This window comes from Sedimentibacter sp. MB31-C6 (assembly GCF_035934735.1).
In the GTDB taxonomy this organism is placed as follows: domain Bacteria; phylum Bacillota; class Clostridia; order Tissierellales; family Sedimentibacteraceae; genus Sedimentibacter.
Genome location: NZ_CP142396.1, coordinates 514563 through 535285, shown reverse-complemented (window position 1 = coordinate 535285; position 20723 = coordinate 514563). Strand labels below are relative to the sequence as shown.

Below are 20723 nucleotides of genomic sequence, written 5' to 3'. Positions count from 1 at the left end.
TATTTCATAAGCTAAATTATTTAGCTTATAATAGAATTATAAAACAGCAAGCTTTAAGTTATCTTAAGTACTTAGACGATTTTTCGACGATAATAATATATAATATAAATAAAAAATTGGAGGTATATTATGGTTAATAATTTAGACATATCTAGTGCTATGACAATAAAATTAGATGACAAACTTCCTGAATATCCAAAATTTAAGGAAAAAGTAAGAAGAGCTCCTAAAAGAGATCTTACATTAAATGATAGAGAAATTAAACTTGCGCTTAAAAATGCTTTAAGATACGTACCTGAAAACCTACATGAGATATTGGCACCTGAATTTTTAGATGAATTAATGGAACACGGACGAATTTACGGATATAGGTTTATGCCTAAAGAAAGAATTTATGGTAAACCTATTGATGAATATAAGGGAAAATGTGTTGAAGGCAAAGCTTTTCAAGTTATGATTGATAATAACTTGGATCATGAAGTAGCTCTGTATCCATATGAACTTGTTACATATGGTGAAACTGGTCAAGTGTGTCAAAACTGGATGCAATATCAGTTGCTTAAGAAGTATTTAGAAGAATTAACTGATGAACAAACCCTTGCAGTTATGTCAGGACATCCTTTAGGATTATTTAAATCTCATAAAACAAGTCCAAGAGTAATTTTGTCAAATGGTTTAATGATTGGTATGTTTGATAATCCACATGATTGGGCAAAAGCTACTGCCATGGGAGTTTCTAGTTATGGGCAGATGACTGCAGGAGGCTGGATGTATATAGGACCTCAAGGTATTGTACATGGGACTTTTAATACTTTGATTAATGCTGGAAGAAAAGAACTTGGAATACCAGGAGATAAGGATTTAGCAGGACATTTATTTATCACATCAGGACTTGGTGGTATGAGTGGTGCCCAACCAAAGGCTGTTGAAATTGCTAATGGAGTTGGTATAATTGCAGAAGTTGATTATTCTAGAATCGAAACTAGATTTAATCAAGGCTGGGTATCTAAAATAACTGATGATTTAGAGGAAGCATTTGAAATAGCTAAAAAATATATGGATAAGAAACAAACTATATCTATTGCTTATCACGGTAATATTGTTGATTTATTAGAATATGCGGTAAATAATAACATACAGGTAGATTTACTATCAGATCAGACTTCATGTCATGTACCGTATGATGGTGGTTATTGTCCAAAGGGACTTACTTTTGATGAAAGAACTGAATTATTAAATAATGATAGAGAAAAATTTGCTGAATATGTTAATAAATCATTAGGTGAGCATTTTAGAGCAGTTAAAACTTTAGTAGAAAGAGGAACATATTTCTTTGACTATGGAAATGCATTTATGAAGGCTGTTTTTGATTCTGGTGTAAAGGAAATAGCTAAAAATGGTGTTGATACAAGTGAAGGCTTTATATTTCCGTCATACGTAGAGGACATTATGGGGCCAATGTTATTTGATTACGGATATGGACCTTTCAGATGGGTATGTTTAAGTGGAAAGACTGAGGATTTAAGGAAGACTGATCAGGCAGCTATGTCTGTAATAGACCCAAATAGAAGAGGTCAAGATAGAGACAACTATATATGGATTAGAGATGCAGAAAAAAATCAATTAGTTGTTGGAACACAAGCAAGGATATTGTATCAAGATGCTTTAGGAAGAAGAGACATTGCTTTGAAATTTAATGAAATGGTTAGAGAAGGGGTAGTAGGCCCTATTATGTTAGGCCGTGACCATCATGATACTGGCGGTACTGATTCTCCTTTTAGAGAAACATCAAATATATATGATGGAAGTAATGTAACAGCCGATATGGCAATTCATTGTTATGCAGGAAATGCAGCAAGAGGAATGAGTCTTGTTGCACTTCATAACGGCGGTGGAGTTGGAATAAGCAAGTCTATTAACGGTGGTTTCGGAATGGTTCTAGATGGTAGTGAAAGAGTTGATGATATTCTTAAAAAATCTATTCCTTGGGATACAATGGTTGGTGTATCGAGAAGAAGTTGGGCAAGAAATGAACATTCAATAGAAACTACAATTGAATACAACAAGAAATTCGATGGACAAGATCATATAACTATTCCATTTGTAGCAAATGATGACTTAATCGAAAAAACATTAAATAATTATAATCAATAGGAGAGTAAAAATGAACAGCATTGTAGAGTGTGTACCTAATTTTAGTGAAGGTAGAGATTTAAATAAGGTAGAAAAGATACTTGACGTATTTAGAGGAAAGAAAAATGTTAAACTCTTAGATTATTCAAGTGACGAAGATCATAACAGAACAGTTGTAACTGTTGTAGGTGAACCTGAGCAGTTAAAAATGACCATAATTGAAGCAATAGGAAAAGCAGTTGAATTAATCGACTTGAATCAACATGAAGGTCAACATCCTCGTATGGGTGCAGTTGATGTAGTTCCATTTATTCCAATAAAAAATGTAACAGTTGAAGAAGCAGACAAGTTAGCAAAAGAAGTTGCTAAAGAAGCTTCAGAAAAATTTGATTTACCTTTTTTTCTTTATGAAAAATCAGCAACTGCTTTACATAGAGAAAATTTAGCTAAAATAAGAAAAGGTCAGTTTGAAGGTATGGCTGAAAAAATGAAAGATGATATGTGGAAACCTGATTTTGGTCCAAATACTATTCATCCTACTGCTGGTGTAACTGCTATTGGTGCAAGGATGCCGCTAGTTGCATTTAATGTAAATCTTTCTACTAACAATCTTGAAATTGCTAATAAAATTGCTAAACAAGTAAGACATTTAAGTGGTGGATTTAGATATGTAAAGGCTATTGGTATTGAACTGGAAGATAGAGGAATAGTTCAAGTATCTATGAATATGACTGATTATACAAAAACTTCTTTATACAGAGTATTTGAAACAATTAAAATGGAAGCATCAAGATATGGTGTTAATGTAGTAGGTAGTGAAGTAATAGGACTAGTGCCTATGCAAGCTTTAGTTGATGCCGCAGACTATTATTTACGAATTGAGAATTTTAATATAGATCAGGTTTTAGAAACTAGACTTCAGTAAAATATACATGTCAAATATGAAAAAATAACCCCTACTTATAAGTAGGGGTTAAACTGGATAAAGAAAGGGGAAGAAGGTACATGAGTAAATTGATAATTAAAAATGCATCAGAATTGGTGACATGTAAGGGAAATGGTCCAAAACATGGAAAAGACATGTCAAATATAGAGTTAATTAATAATGGATGTGTTGTTATAGAAGATGATATTATAGTTGATGTTGGCAAAACTGATGATATTTTAAAAAATTACAATTTAAAGGATTATAAAGTTATAGACGCTTCAAATAAAGCTGTTTTACCAGGCTTTATCGATTCTCATACTCACTTAATCTTTGGAGGATATAGAGCAGATGAGTTTTCCTGGAGACTTAGGGGGGACAGTTATATGTCTATTATGGAAAGAGGCGGTGGCATAACAAGTACTGTTCGAGCTACTAGAGATACATCCCTAGAGGAACTTATTGAAGTTGGAAAAAAAAGGTTAGACAAAGTCATTGCTATGGGAGTAACTACTATAGAAGGTAAAAGTGGTTATGGTTTAGATTATGAAACTGAAATAAGGCAATTAGAAGCAATGAAGAAATTAGATGAAGTACATTCAGTAGATATAGTACCTACATTTCTTGGACCTCATAGCGTATTACCTGAATATAAAGGTAAAGAAGATGAGTTTATCGATTTTATGATTAATGATGTATTATCTCGTGTTTCAGAAAAAAAACTTGCCAAATTTGCAGATATATTTTGTGAAAAGAATGTTTTTTCAGTAGAACAGTCTAGAAAGTTTTTAAAATCAGCTAAAGAAGCTGGATTAGATTTAAAAATTCATGCTGATGAAATGGTTCAATTAGGTGGAACTGAGCTTGCAGTAGAACTATCTTGTACTTCAGCTGATCATCTTTTACAAGCATCAGACGAAGGTATAAAAAAACTTGCAAAGTCAAATACAATAGCAACTTTACTTCCTGGTACTGCTTTTAGTTTAAAAGAAGAATATGCAAGGGGCAGATATATGATTGATTCTGGGTGTGCAGTAGCTTTAGCCACAGATTTCAACCCTGGAAGCTGTTTTACAAATTCTATACCATTAATCATTGCTTTAGCAGCTTTACATATGAATATGTCTATAGAAGAAATTATAACTGCTTTGACAATTAATGCTGCAGCAGCTGTAGGAATGAATGATAAAATTGGTAGTATTGAAAAGGGTAAAAAGGCAGATATAATAATTTTGGAGTATCCATCAATACATTTTTTACCGTATCATATCGCAGTGAATATTGTTGAAACAGTAATAAAAAATGGAAAAATAATAAGAGGAGAATAAAGAAATGAAAGATTTAACATTAACTAGTTTCGCAGAACAAGTTGCTTCTGATTCCCCAGTTCCTGGTGGTGGAAGTATGGCTGCTGTTTGTGGTGCCTTTAGTGCAGCATTAGCAGAAATGGTAGCTAACCTCACAAAGGGTAAGAAAAAATATATTGAAGCAGAACCTGAAATGAAAGAAGTTTGTTCAAAAGCTATGGTTTTAAGAAAAAAGCTATTGGATGATATAGAAAGAGACAGTTTTTCTTATAACAAGGTAATGGAAGCATACAAGTTACCTAAAGAAACTGAAGATGAAAAAGAAAAAAGAAAAAATGTAATACAGGAAAGTTTAAAAATAGCTGCATCAGTTCCATTTGAGATAGCTAAAACTGCTTTTGAAATCTTACCATTAGCAGAATCAGTTGTTGCAAGGGGTAATGCAAATGCTGTTACAGATGGACTAATCGCTGGTATGTTAGCAAGGACTGCAGTTTTAGCAGCATTATATAATGTAAAGATTAACCTTGACTCAATAAAAGATGAAAATTTTAGAAATGATTTGTGGAGAAAAGTAAAAGAAATTGAAACAAAAACTATAGAATATGAGAAAAAAATATTGGGTTTATCTCAATTATAATGTATAATATAGGGGACGCAGAAGCGTTCCCTATATTTATTTATTTTAAAATTATGTAAAGGAGTACTCAATGGAAAAAAGAGGAATTGGTAAAATTGCACTTATGCTTGCGCTAACTTCTGGAGATATTGACAACTTAAAGAATTATTACGAAAGTAAAAATTATATAATTTATAAAGGTCAAGCTGGTTCTATGGATGCGAAAAAAATTGTAGCAGCAATTGAAACGGCAGCATCAAGAGAAGATATTATCAAAGAAAATTATCATGAAGAGCATGCTTTATATCATGCAATAATAGAAGCTTTAAGTGGTTATTGCAGGGGACAGGTTACTTTAGGCGAAGTATTAAGAAGTGCAGGGTTAACCTTTACTATAGTGAGAGGTACACTAATAGAAGATGACCTTTCTAGTGGAAAATGGATAGCTGTTGTATTATATGGTCAAATAGGTTCTCCAAGGAGAGGCTTTGAACATGAAGCCATAGGCATGGGCATACAACCTATAGGATAAATTAATCATATTATTGATTGAATATAGACGCTAATATATATTAAGGAGAGTCTTCTAATGAATACATCTTATCTTAAAACTTTTATTGAAGTTATTAATATGAGAAACATATCTAAAACAGCTGAGAAGTTATTTATTACTCAACCTGCAGTATCAAAGCAATTACAATTATTAGAGAAGGACTTTGGAACTACACTTATTAAAAAAAATGGCAGAGAAATTATGCCTACTGAAGAAGGATTAATTTTATACAAATATGCTAAAAGCATTTTAAATGAAGAAGAAGAAATATATTCATTGTTTAAAAATGAAAATAAAATTACAGGTAAATTGACAATATATTCAAGTTCTTTGCCAGCTGACTATTATATACATGATTTAGTTTCAGAATTTAGTACAATTTATCCAGATGTAACATTTTGTATTAAAAAAGTTGATTCAAAAAAAGTATATAGTACTATTGAAAATGGTTTAACAAGTTTTGGATTCACAGGTAATAAGTATAAAAATAATAAAATACAAACTATTTGTATAGCAACAGATGAAGTAGTAATTGTAACTTCAAAGAAAAGAGAAAAAGAATTTAAGGATAAAAGTATAGATATTAAAATGTTAATGTCACAAGACTTTATTATTAGAGAAAAAGGTTCTGCAACCTTACAAATATTTGAAGAATATTTAAAAGAAAATCAACTAAAACTTGAAGATTTGAATATAAAAATTCAAGCAGAAGACAATGAACTAATTAAAAAATTTGTTAAATGCAATATGGGATTAGCGATATTACCTAAAAAAGCAGTAGAAAAAGAAATACAAGATGGAACTTTAATACTTGTTAATGTAAAAGAACTCAAATTAAAAAGAAGATTGTATTATGTATTTAATAAAGATAGATATTTTTCTAAAACAGAAAATAAATTTAAAGATTATATAACAAATAAGTTCAGCAAAGGCGCAGAGTAAAAAGTCCGAAGATTCCTCTTCGGACTTTAATAATATATCTTAATTACAATCTAGGTCATCACAGCAGGAAAACAGTGCTACTAACAACAAGAAGAAGAATAATAAATTTGTACCGCCTGCTCCCCCTACATCATTACCTCTATGAAAAAATCCCATGAAATAAACCTCCTTAAAGTGTTGTTTATCATATTATATGTATTGGGTCTTTTACTGTTACAGGGATTTTGAAAAACTTTTGGTCTGACTATTCAAGTCTTTGATTAACTATACTATAATCTAAATTCTCGAAAAATACATTTATATAAAGGCTTCTATTTGTTCCGTAATCAATCATATAAGCATGTTCATAAACATCAAGAACTATCAATGGTTCTGCACATAACATAACCCCATCATCATGGGAGTCTTGGCCATAAATGTAATAATCATCGCTATACTTATCATGACAAAAAATTACCCAACCTCTCATAGATCTAGCTATGCATTTAAATTTATCAAGGAAGCTTGAGTATGTTCCAAATTTATTTGTAATTATATTTTCTATTTTTCCATAAATTCTTGTGTTATTTCCAGTTAAATTTTCAAAATATAACTCATGAAGTTTAATTGAATCAAGGCAAAATGTCTTAGATTTTTCAGCTGAACGTATTTCACTGTAATTTGAGTTGCAATAATTATAAATAGTGCTTGATTGCAAATTGGTGCTTACATTATTGTAGCAGTCTATATAATTAGTATAAAGACCGTAGTGTTGACTAAGTTGAGCTGGTGTAAAAAATTTAACATTAGAGAAATCATAATTTTTTGGTTCCATTTGTTTCATAACTACCTCCTAATCTATTTATTTAATTATATGTATCATAAATAGATTAAATGAAAAAATACCTTTACCCTAATAATATTAATTGTTATAATTAAATTAATAAATCTAAAAGGAGAAAAAATGAAGAATAAATTAATGATATTGGATGGCAATAGTTTGCTTTTTAGAGCGTTTTATGCTATGCCACCTTTAAAAACAAAAAAAGGTCAATATACAAATGCTGTTTATGGTTTTTTAAGCATGTTGTATAAGCTTATGGATACATATTCTCCTGATTATATATGCGTTGCTTTTGATCCTGAAAAGCCGACTTTTCGCCATGAGAAGTACAAGGATTACAAGGCTAATAGAGCAAAGGCACCAAATGAGCTTGTAGAACAATTTAAACTTATAAGAGATGTATTGAGTTTACATAATATTAAGTGCGTAGAAATAGAAGGTTTCGAAGCGGATGACGTAGCTGGTACTTTATCAAACATGGCTGAAAAACAAGGAGCTTTAGTATATCTTGTTACAAGTGATAGAGACTATTTGCAATTAATTGATGACAATATTAAAGTCCTTTTAACAAAAAAAGGAGTTACAAATATTAATGAAATGGATATTAAATCTATTGAAGAAGATTATGGTATAAGTCCAACGCAATTTGTTGACTTAAAAGCTTTAATGGGTGACCAATCTGACAATATACCGGGAGTAGCTGGTGTTGGAGAAAAAACAGCTATTAAACTTATAAAAGAATATGGAAGTTTAGATAATATATATGAAAATATAGAGAATATTAAGGGAAAACTTAAGGATAAGCTTGAAACAGATAAAATGCAAGCATATATGAGTCAAACTCTTGCTGCTATTATAAAAGATATTCCTGTGGAATTTGAAATTGAGGAATATAAAGTTCAAGAACCAAATAAGAAAAATTTGATAGAATTATATGATGAGTTGGAATTTAGATCTTTAAAGAAAAAACTTATGGACACTATGGATATAACAGAAACTACTGACTCTCAAATTTCTTTATTTGATAAAGATACAAAAAATAATGCTGATGATAAGTTTAATTTCAATAATATAATTTATGTTGATAATGAAAATTTAATAAAAGAAATTATTGATAATATTAATAAAACTAAAAAAGTTGCAATAAAGTTTTTATTAGACGGAGAAAGAGCTCTATATAGCGATATAATATCATTAGGAATATCTGATTGTAGTGAAAATATTTACTATATAGATTTTGAAAAGATTGATGAAGAGATAATATTAAGTTCATTAAGGAATATTTTTGAATCATCTAGTATTATGAAAGTTGGGCATAATTTAAAAAATGAAATAATTATGCTTATGAAAAAAAATATTGAGTTGACTAACATATATTTTGATTCTGAGATTGGGAAATACCTATTAAATCCTTCGGAAAGTACTTATTCCATAGATAAATTGGCATATGAATATTTAGATGCAGAATATCCTTCAGAAAATGATTATTTAGGAACAGGAAAAAAAAGAGTGTCATTTAAAGAAATTAACTTGGAAAAAAGAAAAGAATATTTATTTAATTATCTAAATACGATAATAAAGTCCGAGGAAAAAATATGTTCAGAAATAAAAGAATTAAATATGAAAGACTTATATGAAAACATAGAATTACCATTGATTGAAGTCTTAGCATATATGGAATATATAGGATTTAAAGTAGATATTAACATGCTTAACAATCTTGGAAAGCATTTTGAAGAGAAAATTTCAGGTTTGGAAAAGGAAATTTATGAACTTGCTGGTGAAACGTTTAATATTAATTCTCCAAAGCAGCTATCAGTTATACTATTTGAGAAATTAGAACTTCCTGTTATTAAAAAAACAAAAACTGGAATTTCTACAGACGCAGAAGTATTAGATAAACTTAAATCTGAACATAAAATTGTTAGCCTTATTGTAGAGTATAGGCAAATGGTAAAACTTAATTCAACATATGTTGAAGGATTGAGAAATGTGGCTGATAAGCAAACTGAAAGAATTCATTCAGTGTTTAATCAAACTATAGCTTCTACTGGAAGAATAAGTAGTACAGAACCAAACTTGCAAAATATTCCTACTAGAACTGATGAAGGAAGGGAACTTAGAAAGGCTTTTGTACCCGAAGAAGGTTTTGTTTTATGTGATGCAGATTATTCGCAAATAGAGTTGAGAGTATTAGCTCATCTTGCAAATGAAGAAAATCTTATTGAATCCTTTGAAAATCATATAGATATTCATACAAAAACAGCATCAGAGGTATTTCATGTAAAGTTAGATGAAGTAACATCTACAATGCGAAGTAGAGCTAAGGCAGTTAATTTTGGTATAGTTTATGGTATCAGTGATTATGGATTAAGTAGGGATTTAGATATTCCTCGTAAAGAAGCAAAAGTATATATTGAAAATTATTTGACTTTTTATAGTAATATTGATAAGTATATGAAAGACATTGTTGAACAAGGCAAAAGAGATGGATATGTTGATACTTATTTTGGTCGTAGAAGATATATACCAGAGTTATCTTCAAGGAATTATAATATACGCTCCTTTGGAGAAAGGATAGCTCTTAACACACCTGTTCAAGGTACAGCAGCAGATATTATTAAAGCCGCAATGGTTAATGTATATAAGAAGTTAAAAACTAATAAAATGAAATCAAGGCTTATACTTCAGGTGCATGATGAACTTATAGTGGAAGCTTTTGAGCCAGAGTTAGAGTTTGTGAAAAGAATTATCAAAGATGAAATGGAAAATGTTATTGATAATTTCAAGGTACGCCTTGAAGCTGATGTAAATGTAGGTGGTAGTTGGTATGAAGCAAAATAAGTCTAAAGTAATTATAATTACAGGCAGTATAGGAACAGGCAAATCAACTGTAACTAATATTTTAAGGAAAATGGGATATACTGTACTGGATTCAGATGAAATAGTACATGAAGGTTATAATGTTGGGAAAGATATGTACAATGATGTAGTTAATTATTTTGGAAAAGATATTTTGAATTTTGATAATACAATAAACAGGCAGGTTTTAGGCAAAATAGTATTTAATGATGAAAAAAACCTTAAAAAATTAAACGAAATAGTTCACAAAACTGTAGTTAAGGAATTAATGAAAGGTGTTAAAACTTCAACAGATGATGTATTATTTTTAGATATACCTTTGGCATTAGAAGAAGCTGAGCATTTAAAGAAAAATGGTATAATTTACGATGAAATATGGCTAGTTTATGTTAACTCAGAATTACAAAGAAAAAGGTTAATTAATAGAGCTTTAATAGAAAATAAGAATCCAGAGGATGTATTGACAATAATTAATAAACAAATACCTATAGAAAAAAAAGTTTCTATGGTTAATGAAGTTATTAATAATGAAGGCACAATAGAGGACCTGAATTTTCAACTAATAAATCTTCTAAAAAGAAAAGGAGTACATAGGAAGGTGCGTCATGGCTAGAAGAAGAAAAAGAAGAGTTTATAGTAAGAAAAGAAAATTAAATATCATACCACTAATTGTTATAGTAGTATTATTTATCCTACTTTTATCTTTAGTTATGAAAATATTTCAAAAAGATAACTACTTAACTCAAATAGACGATATACTGAATTCTGATATAACGATGATATCAGGCATATTAAGTAGTGCTTCTAACATTGATACAATAATTTATGAAAAAGAAGGAATCAGATACACCAATCAGCACAACGACTTAAATGAAATAAATAGTTTTGACGGTTCATTATCAGAAGATTTAGACAAGGTTGGTACTACTAAACTTTTACTAGAGAATGTAGTGAAATCTGAAGAATATATGTTAGTGTCGGAATTACCTGAAAAGAAAGATGGATATTACTGGTTGGATATTAATATAATAGTTGATGATAAATTTTTAATTTTTAAAGATGAAGAAGAATTTAATTTAGATTTATACTATGATATAGCTGAGAGAAATATTTATGTTAAGGAAAAATATTATGATGAATTTAATATGAAGAATAATAAGCTTCAACTTCAAGGGTATAAAGCTAATGAAGAATTTGTAAATTTGATTGAAGATTTAGCAGGGAGACAATAATGTACTTAACAGCAGAAAATATAGATGATGATTTACAAACAAAGTATATAGGTAGAAAAATCATTTACTTTGATACAATTGATTCTACTAATGCGTATGCTAAGAGAATTGGTGAAACATGTGAAGAAGGAACTGTAATAACCTGTGAAAAACAAGAAATGGGAAGGGGTAGATTGGGAAGACAGTGGGAATCACAAAAGGGCAGTTTATGTATGACTATAGTTCTAAGACCTAATATAAATATATCCCATGTCTCGAAAATAACCCAGGTTTGTGCTGCTGCTGTTTCTGAAGCCTTAAACGAATATGGGATAGAAGTACAAATAAAATGGCCAAATGATTTAAAGTTAGGAAATAAAAAGATTTGCGGTATATTAACAGAAATGAAAACTGAAAATAATAATCTTCTTTTTGTAGCTATAGGAATTGGATTAAATGTTTATAATGTATTTGAAGAGTCGCCTGAAGATATAAAAAAAGTTGCAACTTCGATATTTGTTGAAACAGGTAAAAAACTTAATAGAAGTAGTTTAGCTGCTAGAATAATGAATAATTTCGAATATTTGTACGAGGAATTCATTAATGGTAATTTTAATGTGAGTTTAGATATTTGCAAAAAAAAATCAGATGTAATAGGTAAACCTATAAATTTAATTAATAATAAAACAGTAAAAAAAGCAAAGGCAATTGATTTAGGAAGTGATGGAGAATTGGTTGTTCAATATGAAAATGGAAAAATTGATTCAATCATTTCCGGGGAAATTTCTATACGAACAATAGAGGATAGATAATTTAGTATGAATATTTAAATTGTTCGTCTTGTAGACTCAGGATGACAATGTTCAATGTAAAAAATAAGGATTTGAGTTGATGTTATTTGCTCAAATCCTTATTTATGTATGCTACATTTTTACTTCTTAATTATCAATTACTTCGTATTCTCCACGGACCATAAATATGGCGTAATCGTTAGTATAGACACCTCTTCCATCATCTCTAGGTACTATTAAAAGATGATTAGCTGGAACCATCATGTCAGAAACAAAATCTTTGCCAAGAGTTATATTAGTTATACCACCTAGCTCACTTCCTATTATAAATGCTTCTCCACCTCTTAAAATAAGTTCAGTTCCTTCTTTAGCTATTATTTTTTCACCTTCATGAATTTCAACAATATCTAATGATAAACTAGCCGTAGTACCTTTTTCTGACGAGCTTGTTTTGTTTTCCAACTCATCAATTTGAGTTTTCATGTCTTCAATTTCTTCTAACTTATAATCATCAATTAAACTTTCAATTCTTTGATTAAGATAACTTAGAACTACTATTGGGTCAGAAGTATCTCCTGGTGATGCAAAAATAACTGTTGTAGCAGTAAGTGCAATTATCATTGTAAAAATTAGGACTTTTTTCAAATTTAACAACTCCCTTAATAATATCGATATCCTATTTTATATTATATTATCATTAATTTCAACAAAAATTGACAAGAAAATTTATTTATATGACAATAAGTTATTAGTAAAATTTTAAGATATTTTTTACATAGTGTAATATATATTGTTGCATTTCCATATTACTACAATAAATTATTGAATTTAGTTTTGTCTAATGTTATAATTGCAAAGAAAAACTAATTTTATAGAAAGTAGAGACTTGATATGGTTAAATTATGTAAGACAGCTAACAAGCTGTTTAAACTTCCTATACATCCTTTTAATTTAAATAACGAAGGAAAAAAAACATATGCAGAATGGCAGTATGAAAAGGGAATTGATACAATAAAATTCTATTTAAAACATACTAACTTAGATGATATGTTCAAAGATAAAGTTGTTTTAGATATAGGTTGTGGAGCAGGTGGTAAGACTGTTTTTTATGCTTCACAAGGAGTTAAAAAAATTATTGGTGTAGAAATTTTAGGAAAATATAAAAAGGAAGCAGAAGATTTAGCTATTAAGTATAAAATGGAAAATAAGTTTGAATTCGTTTGCTCTGATGCTTCTGATACACCTTTTGAAGATGAAACTTTTGATACTATTATAATGAATGATGCAATGGAACATGTAGATGAACCGGAAAAAGTGTTGAAGGAATGTTACAGGATTTTAAAGAAAAATGGAAAACTTTATTTGAATTTTCCTCCATACAATCATCCCTACGGAGCACACTTAAGTGATGCTATAGGAATGCCTTGGGTACATGTATTTTTTAGTGAAAAAACTCTTATTAATACATATAAAGAATTAGTAAAGGATTTGCCTGATGGAAAAGATAGAATTGAATTTAGAATTGCAACAAGACCTGATGGTACAGATTATTTTTCGTATATTAATAAAATGACTATAAAAAGATTTAATAAAATAATGGGAAATAGTAATTTCAATATAGAATACTATAAAGAAGAACCATTGAGAAATATTTTTAAACATCCGGCTAAATTACCTTTGCTAAAGGAATTTCTTGTTAAAATGGTAGTTTGTGTTCTTGTAAAGTAGATTATAATGCTTGTTGACTTTGATAGTTATAAAAGGAGACTTTTATCCGATATAAAAAGAGGCAAAGTCTGCAAATTCCTTGTTTTACTAAGAATGAATGTTATGGATTGTATAATTAAAATTATTGATTTTATATAATTAATATGCTATTGTTAATTTGTATTTATCAGCATAGTAGCAATATACATAGGAAGAGGAGATAATATGAGTAAAATAAAAATTGAGAGAATAGTACTTGTGCTAATTTGCCTATCCTTAATTGTAGGATTGGTTACCATATATCAACGTATTAATATTGAAAAGCAATACAAAACTGCTGAAGTTGTTCTTGATTTTGCAGAAATAAATAAATTTTCTGATAGTTCTGACAAAGAATTAAGTTGGTGGTTTGAAAAGTTTAAAGAATTTGGAGTGCAATCAGTTTCAATTCAGGAAGAAACTATAAACCTTCTTATTAAGCAAGGGTATTCACTTAAGGCAGAAATAGTATCAGAGCTTATTAAAGATTATAATTGGGAAGATAATTATAGTAATGAAATAATCACTAATATTAAAGATGGAAGTATTGACTCGACTGATGCTATAATTTCAACGGAAAGTGAAAGCTTATATAATTATATTTTATCAGGTATAAGAGAAAGATATTCTAATGATTTTTATTATACATATAATTTTGAAAATACATATTACATAGTATTAAATGGTACATTTGATGATGTTTATTATGGAAATTTAGAGAGAGTTATTAATCAAAAAGGTGACGGTGTTTATGAAGAAAAAAAGGTAGTCGATTCAAGACTTTTTAATATAGGTATTGGGTATGACGAAGAAAAAATAAATTTAGTAAAAAATGCTAACCTTGATGTAATATTAAGACCTATAAATTTTCCAACATTTAATGAAAAATTAGCAGATGTTTATAAAGCTTCAAATGAGAAATATGACTTAGAGCCAAGATTATACCTTGCTCATGGTAAAGATGTATTAGGTTACCCTGAAAATGAAGAGTTTCTTTTAAATTACATAAAGGAAAATAATATGGCTATAGGGTTAATTGAAAGTTCTACTCAAAGAGAGCATCTAGAGCAAGATGGATTAAATAAACTTGTTGAAGATTCAAATTATAATGGTGTTAGGGTCTTCACAATGTGGGATTTCATTAGAGAAAGAAATAAATATTATAATTACGAAGGTGCTGAAGAAATTGAAAATACTATGTTCAGAGCTATAACAGAAAGAAACATAAGGGTAATTTACTTTAAGCCATTTTTTGAAGAAAAAGGCAGTACTAAATATATGACAGATGTAGATGAATATGAAAGAACGTTTTTGAGCTTAAGTAACAGGCTAAATGAACATAATATTGAATTAGGTAAAGCTCGTTCAATTGAAGAATTTCATATTGGTTCAAAAAGACTAGCTATACTGTCTATTGGTGTTACATTAGCATCAGTTTTATTGTTTATAAAAATGTTTAACATTAAGCATAGATATAGCAATTTCTTGTATTTACTTGCCTTGCCTGGAGCATTAGTGCCATTTGTAATGCACAATATTGCAGAAAAAGGATTTGCATTAGCAGCAGCTGTTGCTTTTTCAGGGCTGTCGATATACTTTTTAATAATGCAAATTAAGAAGATAATGCATTCTTCAAAAACTTTAACTAATTTACAAATGATGGTTCATTCAATAATAATTTTAACAATAAGTATAGCAATATCACTTGTTGGTGCTGTTTTTTTAGATGCAATACTCAGTGATGTAAAGTATTTACTTGAGATGGATATTTTTAGGGGAGTTAAAATTGCTCAACTACTTCCTTTTGGGATTTTTGCCATGATGTATTTAATATACTTTATGAATAATAATGAAGACGATTCATTAAAAAGTGTTGTTAATACAACCATAAGAATATTAAACAAGGAAATAAAAATATATTATGCAATAATTGTGGGTATTATTGGACTAGTTGGTTTTATTTATATATCTAGAACTGGACATGAAACAGAAATTCAGCCTACAAATATCGAAATGATTTCTAGAAACTTTATGGAATATATATTGCTAGCTAGACCTAGGACAAAGGAGTTTTTAATAGCTTTTCCAGCAATATTTGCAGCAGTTTTTGCAGCTAATAAAAAGTCAGAATTTTTTGCTGGGTTATTTATGTTAGCTGCTGCGATAGGAACATCATCGGTTATAAATACATTTTCTCATATAAGAACGCCTATTTATTTATCTTTAGCAAGAACAATAATTGCCTTGGGATTTGGAATTATTATTGGCTGTATTATCATTTTACTATTTAACTGGATTTACAGAATATTTATCAAGGTACAGGAGAGGTTACAGTGAAAAAAATATTGTTGGCTGGTTATTATGGCTTTGGTAATTTAGGTGATGAAGCTATATTAGAAATGGTTTTAAAACAAGTGTTAGAGATAACAAATAAAGATAATATTACGGTTTTATCAGGAAATAAAGCTACAACAAACAGGAAATACAATATTGGTACGATACATCGCTATGATGTTATCTCTATTATTAGGAAATTAAAAGCTTCATATATTTTAGTATTTGGAGGCGGCAGTTTATTGCAAGATGTAACGAGCAAAAGAAGTATTTACTATTATCTTTTTCTTATAAGGCTTGCAAAGTTAATGGGTAATAAAGTTGTCATGTTGAGCCAGGGAATTGGTCCTTTAGTCAGTGAAAATAGCAAGAAGTCTGTGGCAAAAACTTTGAATATGGTAGATTATATTACTGTTAGAGATAAATATTCCAAGGTGTTTTTAGGTAGTATTGGTGTTGATATTAATAAAGTTTATTTATCAGCAGACCCTGTTATTTGTCTAAGAGATAATGAAAATTATGAAAACAATAATGATAATATAAAGAGGGTTTGTTTTTCTCTTCGAAATTGGAAGGGATCTGATGTTGGAGAAAAGATAAGCAGTATTACAGAAATGCTGATAAATAATGGCATTGAATGTTACTTTATACCATTTTATTATGACGAAGATTTAGAATTGATTTTTAATATAGAAAAGAAAATTGGGAATAGAGCAATCTATTACAAGGAAAAGCTTTCAACAAATGAAGCATACGATATAATTAAAGAAATGAACCTTTTAGTTGGTGTAAGGCTTCATTCTTTGATATTTGCTGCTACAGCTAACGTGCCTTTTGTAGCTGTGTCATATGATCAAAAAGTTGATCAATTTGCAAATAGTTTAAATATGAACGTATCATGCAATATTGATGATATTGATAGTGATTTATTATTTAAAGAGATAATGGAAAAACTTGAGAATGAAAGTGAAGAGAAGAAATTATTGTATAATGAAGTTATTAACCTTAGGGAATCTATCAATGTTAATTATGAAATACTAAAGAAAATCTAACGGAGTAAACAATGGATAAAATAAGTATAATGGATGTAAGAATAGATAATAAAACTATGGATGAAGTATTAAATATAGTTGAAGATAAACTAAGTAAAAATGAACAATATATAATTTTTACACCTAATACAGAAATTATTATGATGTGTCAAGACGATGAAGAGTTTCTAAATTATATTAATTCTTCTGACGTTAATATTCCAGATGGTATTGGACTTCTTCATGCATCTAAAATAAGAAAATTACCTTTAAAGGAAAAAGTAGCAGGTTATGATTTATCAATGAATTTATTAGAAATGGCAAATAAAAAGAAACTAAAGCTATATGTATTAGGAGGAAAACCAGGTGTAGCAGATACTGCTATGAAAAATGTAAGTAAAAAGTATCCTAATATAAACATATCTGGTTGTCATCATGGATACTTTAAAGGTGCTCACTTAGGGCAAGGAGGAAGTGCAGAAGAGTTAAAAATAATAGAAGAAATAAACAAACAAGAACCTGATATTTTATTTATTGGATTTGGTGCTAAAAAACAAGAACAATGGATAGGATATAATAAAGATAAAATAAATGCTAAAATAATAATTGGAAATGGAGGCACATTGGATGGTCTTGCAGGAAATGTCAAAAGAGCCCCAGAAATATTTATTAATCTTGGACTAGAATGGTTGTACAGATTGTTAAAAGAACCAAAACGAATATCAAGACAAATAGTGTTACCTATTTTTATGATTAAAATATTATTTGGCAATAAAAATATTGTCAAAGAAATAAAATAGAGGAGGAACTGAAATTGAAGTTTTTTATTGATACAGCCAATGTTGAGGAAATTAGAAAAGCCAATGATATGGGTGTTATATGTGGAGTTACAACAAATCCATCCTTAATTGCTAAAGAAGGTAAAAAGTTTGAAGAAGTAGTAAGAGAGATAACTTCTATAGTAGATGGACCAATTAGTGCGGAGGTTATTAGTTTAGAGGCAGAAGGAATGGTTAGAGAAGCTGTAGAACTTAGCAAAATTCATAAAAATATAGTAATAAAAGTACCTATGACTGTTGAAGGTTTAAAGGCTGTAAAAATTTTACATAAGGAAAAAATTAAAACAAATGTAACATTGATATTTTCTTCTGGGCAGGCACTTTTAGCATCTAGAGCAGGAGCTACATATGTAAGTCCATTTGTAGGTAGACTTGATGATATAAGCAACGATGGAATGGCGTTAATTGAAGAAATAGTAGAAATATTCGATAATTATGATATTGAAACTGAAATAATAGCTGCAAGTATAAGACATCCAATGCATGTAACACAAGCAGCAAGACTTGGTTGTCATATAGCTACGATTCCATATAAGGTTATAACACAATTAACAAAGCATCCTTTAACAGACAGTGGTATCGAAAAATTTTTAAAAGATTGGGAAACTGTTCCTAGATAATATAATAATGTGTGAACGTTTGAGATACACTTTGAATACATGCGTTCTCTGAAAACAATGGCAAACACAAAGGAGGAAATATGAAATTTGATGATTTAAATCTTATTGCTCAAAATATGAGAAAAAACATTTTAACGATGATTCATACTGCAAAGTCAGGACATCCAGGTGGTTCTTTATCTGCAGTTGAAATCTTAACATATTTATATTTTAAAGAAATGAATATAGAAAGTCCAACTGATGACAAAAGGGATAGATTCATACTATCTAAAGGACATGGGGCACCAGCTCTTTATTCAGTTCTTATGGAAAAAGAATTTATTGATAAAGATAGTTTAATTGGAACTCTTCGAAAGATTAATAGTAAACTTCAAGGTCATCCAGACATGAATAAGTTACCGGGAGTTGAAGCTTCTACTGGTTCTTTAGGGCAAGGATTAGCTATAGCAAATGGTATAGCTCTTGCGTTTAAACTAGATAAAAAGGATAATAGAGTTTTTGCACTTTTAGGTGATGGAGAAATTCAGGAAGGTATGATTTGGGAAGCATCAATGCTTTCAAGTCATTATAAATTAGATAATTTGACAGTTATTATGGATCATAATGGATTGCAAATTGACGGAAAGAATGATGATGTAATGAAGGTAGAACCAATTGCAGATAAATGGACAGCTTTTGGATGGCATGTAATAAAAGCTGATGGACATGATTTTGTTTCATTAGAAAAAGCTTTCGAAGAAAGAAAAACTATAAAGGGAAAACCTGCTATAATTATAGCAGAAACAATAAAAGGTAAAGGCGTTTCTTTTATGGAAAATATGGCATCATGGCATGGAAAGGCTCCAAATGATGAAGAATTAGAGAAAGCATTAAATGAAGTTGGAGGTGGCAAATAATGGCTAAGGCAACTAGAGAAGCTTATGGAAATGCATTGAAAAAGTTAGCAAGTAATCAAAATATAGTTGTATTAGATGCAGATTTATCAGGATCAACTAAAACAGTAGAATTTAAAAAAGTTTGCCCTGAAAGATTTTTCAATGTTGGAATTGCAGAGCAAGACTTAATTGGCACAGCAGCAGGTATGGCTATAGCAGGTAAAGTACCATTTGCTAGTTCATTTGCTATGTTTGCGACTGGCAGAGCTTTTGAAATAATTCGAAACACTGTCGCTTATCCAAAGCTTAATGTAAAAATTGCTGCTACTCATGCTGGGTTAACAGTAGGAGAAGATGGAGGATCCCATCAATCAATAGAAGATATAAGTTTAATGAGGGGAATACCAAATATGACTGTTATTAATCCAGCTGATTCTACAGAAGCTGAACAGGCTGTTTTGAAAGCAGCAGAAATTTATGGTCCTGTATATATTAGATTAGGCAGAGCAGCAGTTGAAGATATATATGATGAAACTTACCAATTTGAATTAGGTAAAGGCGTAGAACTAAGAAAAGGGAAAGATGTCACAATCATTGCAACTGGTTTAATGGTTCAGAAATCTTTAGAAGCAGCAAAAAAATTGAAAGAAGAAAATATATTTGCTAGAGTTATCAATATTCATACTATTAAACCTATAGATAGAGATATTATAATAAAAGCAGCTAAGGAAACAAGTGCTATAGTTACTGCTGAGGAACATAGCATAATTGGTGGTCTTGGAAGTGCTGTTCTTGAAGTTTTGTCTGATGAATATCCAGTTCCATTAAAAAGAATTGGCATTATGGATGAATTTGGTGAGTCTGGAAAACCTAATGAACTTTTAGAGAAGTATGGTTTAACAGAAGAGAATATTATTGAAGGATGCAGAAAAGTAATGAAGTTAAAGAATAGATTATAGCAAAATGTGTCGAAAAATTAATTTTTCGACACATAATAAGTATAATGCTATAATTCTTAATATTTCAACTATTTATTTTATAAATATTATAAAAAATTAAAATATTTTATAATAAAATGTGTTGACAAAAATACTACATCAAGGTATAATAAC

Annotated in this window: 19 protein-coding genes; 17 read left to right on the top strand and 2 right to left on the bottom strand. The window is 29.5% G+C overall.

The features are described 5' to 3' along the window. Window positions 1–129 precede the first annotated feature (129 nt). The 6 genes from U8307_RS02745 (at window position 130) to U8307_RS02720 (ending at window position 6479) form a co-directional block, all read left to right on the top strand. The gene (locus U8307_RS02745; protein WP_326910017.1) at window positions 130–2154 is read left to right on the top strand and encodes a urocanate hydratase; all 2025 of its coding nucleotides are present in this window, start codon (window positions 130–132) and stop codon (window positions 2152–2154) included. 10 nt (window positions 2155–2164) lie between these two features. After that, complete coding sequence (ftcD, locus tag U8307_RS02740; protein ID WP_326910015.1) at window positions 2165–3058, top strand: glutamate formimidoyltransferase; 894 nt, start codon at window positions 2165–2167, stop codon at window positions 3056–3058. An 80-nt stretch (window positions 3059–3138) separates the two neighbouring features. Further along, window positions 3139–4386, top strand: coding sequence for an imidazolonepropionase (gene hutI, locus U8307_RS02735; protein WP_326910013.1), 1248 nt, complete (start codon window positions 3139–3141; stop codon window positions 4384–4386). Between the two features lie 4 nt (window positions 4387–4390). Further along, complete coding sequence (locus U8307_RS02730) at window positions 4391–5005, top strand: cyclodeaminase/cyclohydrolase family protein (RefSeq protein ID WP_326910012.1); 615 nt, start codon at window positions 4391–4393, stop codon at window positions 5003–5005. A 70-nt stretch (window positions 5006–5075) separates the two neighbouring features. After that, window positions 5076–5516 carry a HutP family protein gene (locus U8307_RS02725; protein ID WP_326910010.1) on the top strand — a complete coding sequence of 147 codons (441 nt, stop codon included), beginning with the start codon at window positions 5076–5078 and terminating at the stop codon, window positions 5514–5516. 57 nt (window positions 5517–5573) lie between these two features. Further along, window positions 5574–6479, top strand: coding sequence for a selenium metabolism-associated LysR family transcriptional regulator (locus U8307_RS02720; RefSeq protein WP_326910008.1), 906 nt, complete (start codon window positions 5574–5576; stop codon window positions 6477–6479). 244 nt (window positions 6480–6723) lie between these two features. Here the strand turns inward: U8307_RS02720 and U8307_RS02715 are convergent, their stop codons facing one another. Then, window positions 6724–7302: a Fe-Mn family superoxide dismutase gene (locus U8307_RS02715; RefSeq protein ID WP_326910007.1), complete on the bottom strand. Its 579-nt coding sequence runs from the start codon at window positions 7300–7302 to the stop codon at window positions 6724–6726. A gap of 120 nt (window positions 7303–7422) precedes the next feature. Between U8307_RS02715 and polA the strand changes: the two genes are divergently transcribed. The 4 genes from polA to U8307_RS02695 are packed head-to-tail and all read left to right on the top strand — an operon-like array spanning window position 7423 to window position 12187. Further along, complete coding sequence (polA, locus tag U8307_RS02710) at window positions 7423–10146, top strand: DNA polymerase I (RefSeq protein ID WP_326910005.1); 2724 nt, start codon at window positions 7423–7425, stop codon at window positions 10144–10146. Beyond that, complete coding sequence (gene coaE / locus U8307_RS02705) at window positions 10133–10777, top strand: dephospho-CoA kinase (RefSeq protein WP_326910003.1); 645 nt, start codon at window positions 10133–10135, stop codon at window positions 10775–10777. The genes polA and coaE overlap by 14 nt, the downstream gene beginning before the upstream one ends. Next, window positions 10770–11396 (top strand): hypothetical protein, encoded by a 627-nt coding sequence (locus U8307_RS02700; protein ID WP_326910000.1) that lies wholly within the window; start codon window positions 10770–10772, stop codon window positions 11394–11396. Before coaE ends, U8307_RS02700 begins: the two co-directional genes overlap by 8 nt. Next, window positions 11396–12187, top strand: coding sequence for a biotin--[acetyl-CoA-carboxylase] ligase (locus U8307_RS02695; protein ID WP_326909998.1), 792 nt, complete (start codon window positions 11396–11398; stop codon window positions 12185–12187). Before U8307_RS02700 ends, U8307_RS02695 begins: the two co-directional genes overlap by 1 nt. 126 nt (window positions 12188–12313) lie before the next feature. Here U8307_RS02695 and U8307_RS02690 read toward each other — a convergent pair whose 3' ends face one another. Beyond that, on the bottom strand, window positions 12314–12811 hold the full coding sequence (locus tag U8307_RS02690; protein ID WP_326909996.1) for a hypothetical protein: 498 nt from the start codon (window positions 12809–12811) through the stop codon (window positions 12314–12316). A gap of 246 nt (window positions 12812–13057) precedes the next feature. Here U8307_RS02690 and U8307_RS02685 point away from each other — a divergent pair, with 246 nt between their 5' ends. The 7 genes from U8307_RS02685 (at window position 13058) to U8307_RS02655 (ending at window position 20570) form a co-directional block, all read left to right on the top strand. Continuing rightward, on the top strand, window positions 13058–13894 hold the full coding sequence (locus U8307_RS02685; protein ID WP_326909994.1) for a class I SAM-dependent methyltransferase: 837 nt from the start codon (window positions 13058–13060) through the stop codon (window positions 13892–13894). Window positions 13895–14098: 204 nt separating this feature from the next. Then, entirely contained in the window at window positions 14099–16249 is a 2151-nt protein-coding gene (locus tag U8307_RS02680; RefSeq protein WP_326909993.1) for a DUF5693 family protein, read from the top strand. Then, complete coding sequence (csaB, locus tag U8307_RS02675) at window positions 16246–17298, top strand: polysaccharide pyruvyl transferase CsaB (RefSeq protein ID WP_326909992.1); 1053 nt, start codon at window positions 16246–16248, stop codon at window positions 17296–17298. The genes U8307_RS02680 and csaB overlap by 4 nt, the downstream gene beginning before the upstream one ends. A gap of 11 nt (window positions 17299–17309) precedes the next feature. After that, window positions 17310–18077, top strand: coding sequence for a WecB/TagA/CpsF family glycosyltransferase (locus U8307_RS02670; protein WP_326909991.1), 768 nt, complete (start codon window positions 17310–17312; stop codon window positions 18075–18077). Between the two features lie 14 nt (window positions 18078–18091). Then, window positions 18092–18736, top strand: a complete 645-nt coding sequence (gene fsa / locus U8307_RS02665) for a fructose-6-phosphate aldolase (RefSeq protein WP_326909989.1) — start codon at window positions 18092–18094, stop codon at window positions 18734–18736. 80 nt (window positions 18737–18816) lie between these two features. Next, window positions 18817–19632 carry a transketolase gene (locus U8307_RS02660; protein WP_326909987.1) on the top strand — a complete coding sequence of 272 codons (816 nt, stop codon included), beginning with the start codon at window positions 18817–18819 and terminating at the stop codon, window positions 19630–19632. Next, complete coding sequence (locus U8307_RS02655; RefSeq protein ID WP_326909984.1) at window positions 19632–20570, top strand: transketolase family protein; 939 nt, start codon at window positions 19632–19634, stop codon at window positions 20568–20570. The genes U8307_RS02660 and U8307_RS02655 overlap by 1 nt, the downstream gene beginning before the upstream one ends. The last annotated feature ends 153 nt before the right edge of the window (window positions 20571–20723 follow it).

What these genes read in the sequence shown, in the direction of transcription:
- U8307_RS02655 (WP_326909984.1), top strand. Translation starts at nt 19,632, where the DNA reads ATGGCTAAGGCAACTAGAGAAGCTTATGGAAATGCATTGAAAAAGTTA.
- U8307_RS02720 (WP_326910008.1), top strand. Translation starts at nt 5,574, where the DNA reads ATGAATACATCTTATCTTAAAACTTTTATTGAAGTTATTAATATGAGA.
- U8307_RS02715 (WP_326910007.1), bottom strand. Translation starts at nt 7,302, where the DNA reads ATGAAACAAATGGAACCAAAAAATTATGATTTCTCTAATGTTAAATTT.
- U8307_RS02695 (WP_326909998.1), top strand. Translation starts at nt 11,396, where the DNA reads ATGTACTTAACAGCAGAAAATATAGATGATGATTTACAAACAAAGTAT.
- U8307_RS02730 (WP_326910012.1), top strand. Translation starts at nt 4,391, where the DNA reads ATGAAAGATTTAACATTAACTAGTTTCGCAGAACAAGTTGCTTCTGAT.
- U8307_RS02700 (WP_326910000.1), top strand. Translation starts at nt 10,770, where the DNA reads ATGGCTAGAAGAAGAAAAAGAAGAGTTTATAGTAAGAAAAGAAAATTA.
- U8307_RS02670 (WP_326909991.1), top strand. Translation starts at nt 17,310, where the DNA reads ATGGATAAAATAAGTATAATGGATGTAAGAATAGATAATAAAACTATG.
- polA (WP_326910005.1), top strand. Translation starts at nt 7,423, where the DNA reads ATGAAGAATAAATTAATGATATTGGATGGCAATAGTTTGCTTTTTAGA.
- hutI (WP_326910013.1), top strand. Translation starts at nt 3,139, where the DNA reads ATGAGTAAATTGATAATTAAAAATGCATCAGAATTGGTGACATGTAAG.
- U8307_RS02660 (WP_326909987.1), top strand. Translation starts at nt 18,817, where the DNA reads ATGAAATTTGATGATTTAAATCTTATTGCTCAAAATATGAGAAAAAAC.
- U8307_RS02745 (WP_326910017.1), top strand. Translation starts at nt 130, where the DNA reads ATGGTTAATAATTTAGACATATCTAGTGCTATGACAATAAAATTAGAT.
- U8307_RS02725 (WP_326910010.1), top strand. Translation starts at nt 5,076, where the DNA reads ATGGAAAAAAGAGGAATTGGTAAAATTGCACTTATGCTTGCGCTAACT.
- U8307_RS02680 (WP_326909993.1), top strand. Translation starts at nt 14,099, where the DNA reads ATGAGTAAAATAAAAATTGAGAGAATAGTACTTGTGCTAATTTGCCTA.
- U8307_RS02685 (WP_326909994.1), top strand. Translation starts at nt 13,058, where the DNA reads ATGGTTAAATTATGTAAGACAGCTAACAAGCTGTTTAAACTTCCTATA.
- coaE (WP_326910003.1), top strand. Translation starts at nt 10,133, where the DNA reads ATGAAGCAAAATAAGTCTAAAGTAATTATAATTACAGGCAGTATAGGA.
- ftcD (WP_326910015.1), top strand. Translation starts at nt 2,165, where the DNA reads ATGAACAGCATTGTAGAGTGTGTACCTAATTTTAGTGAAGGTAGAGAT.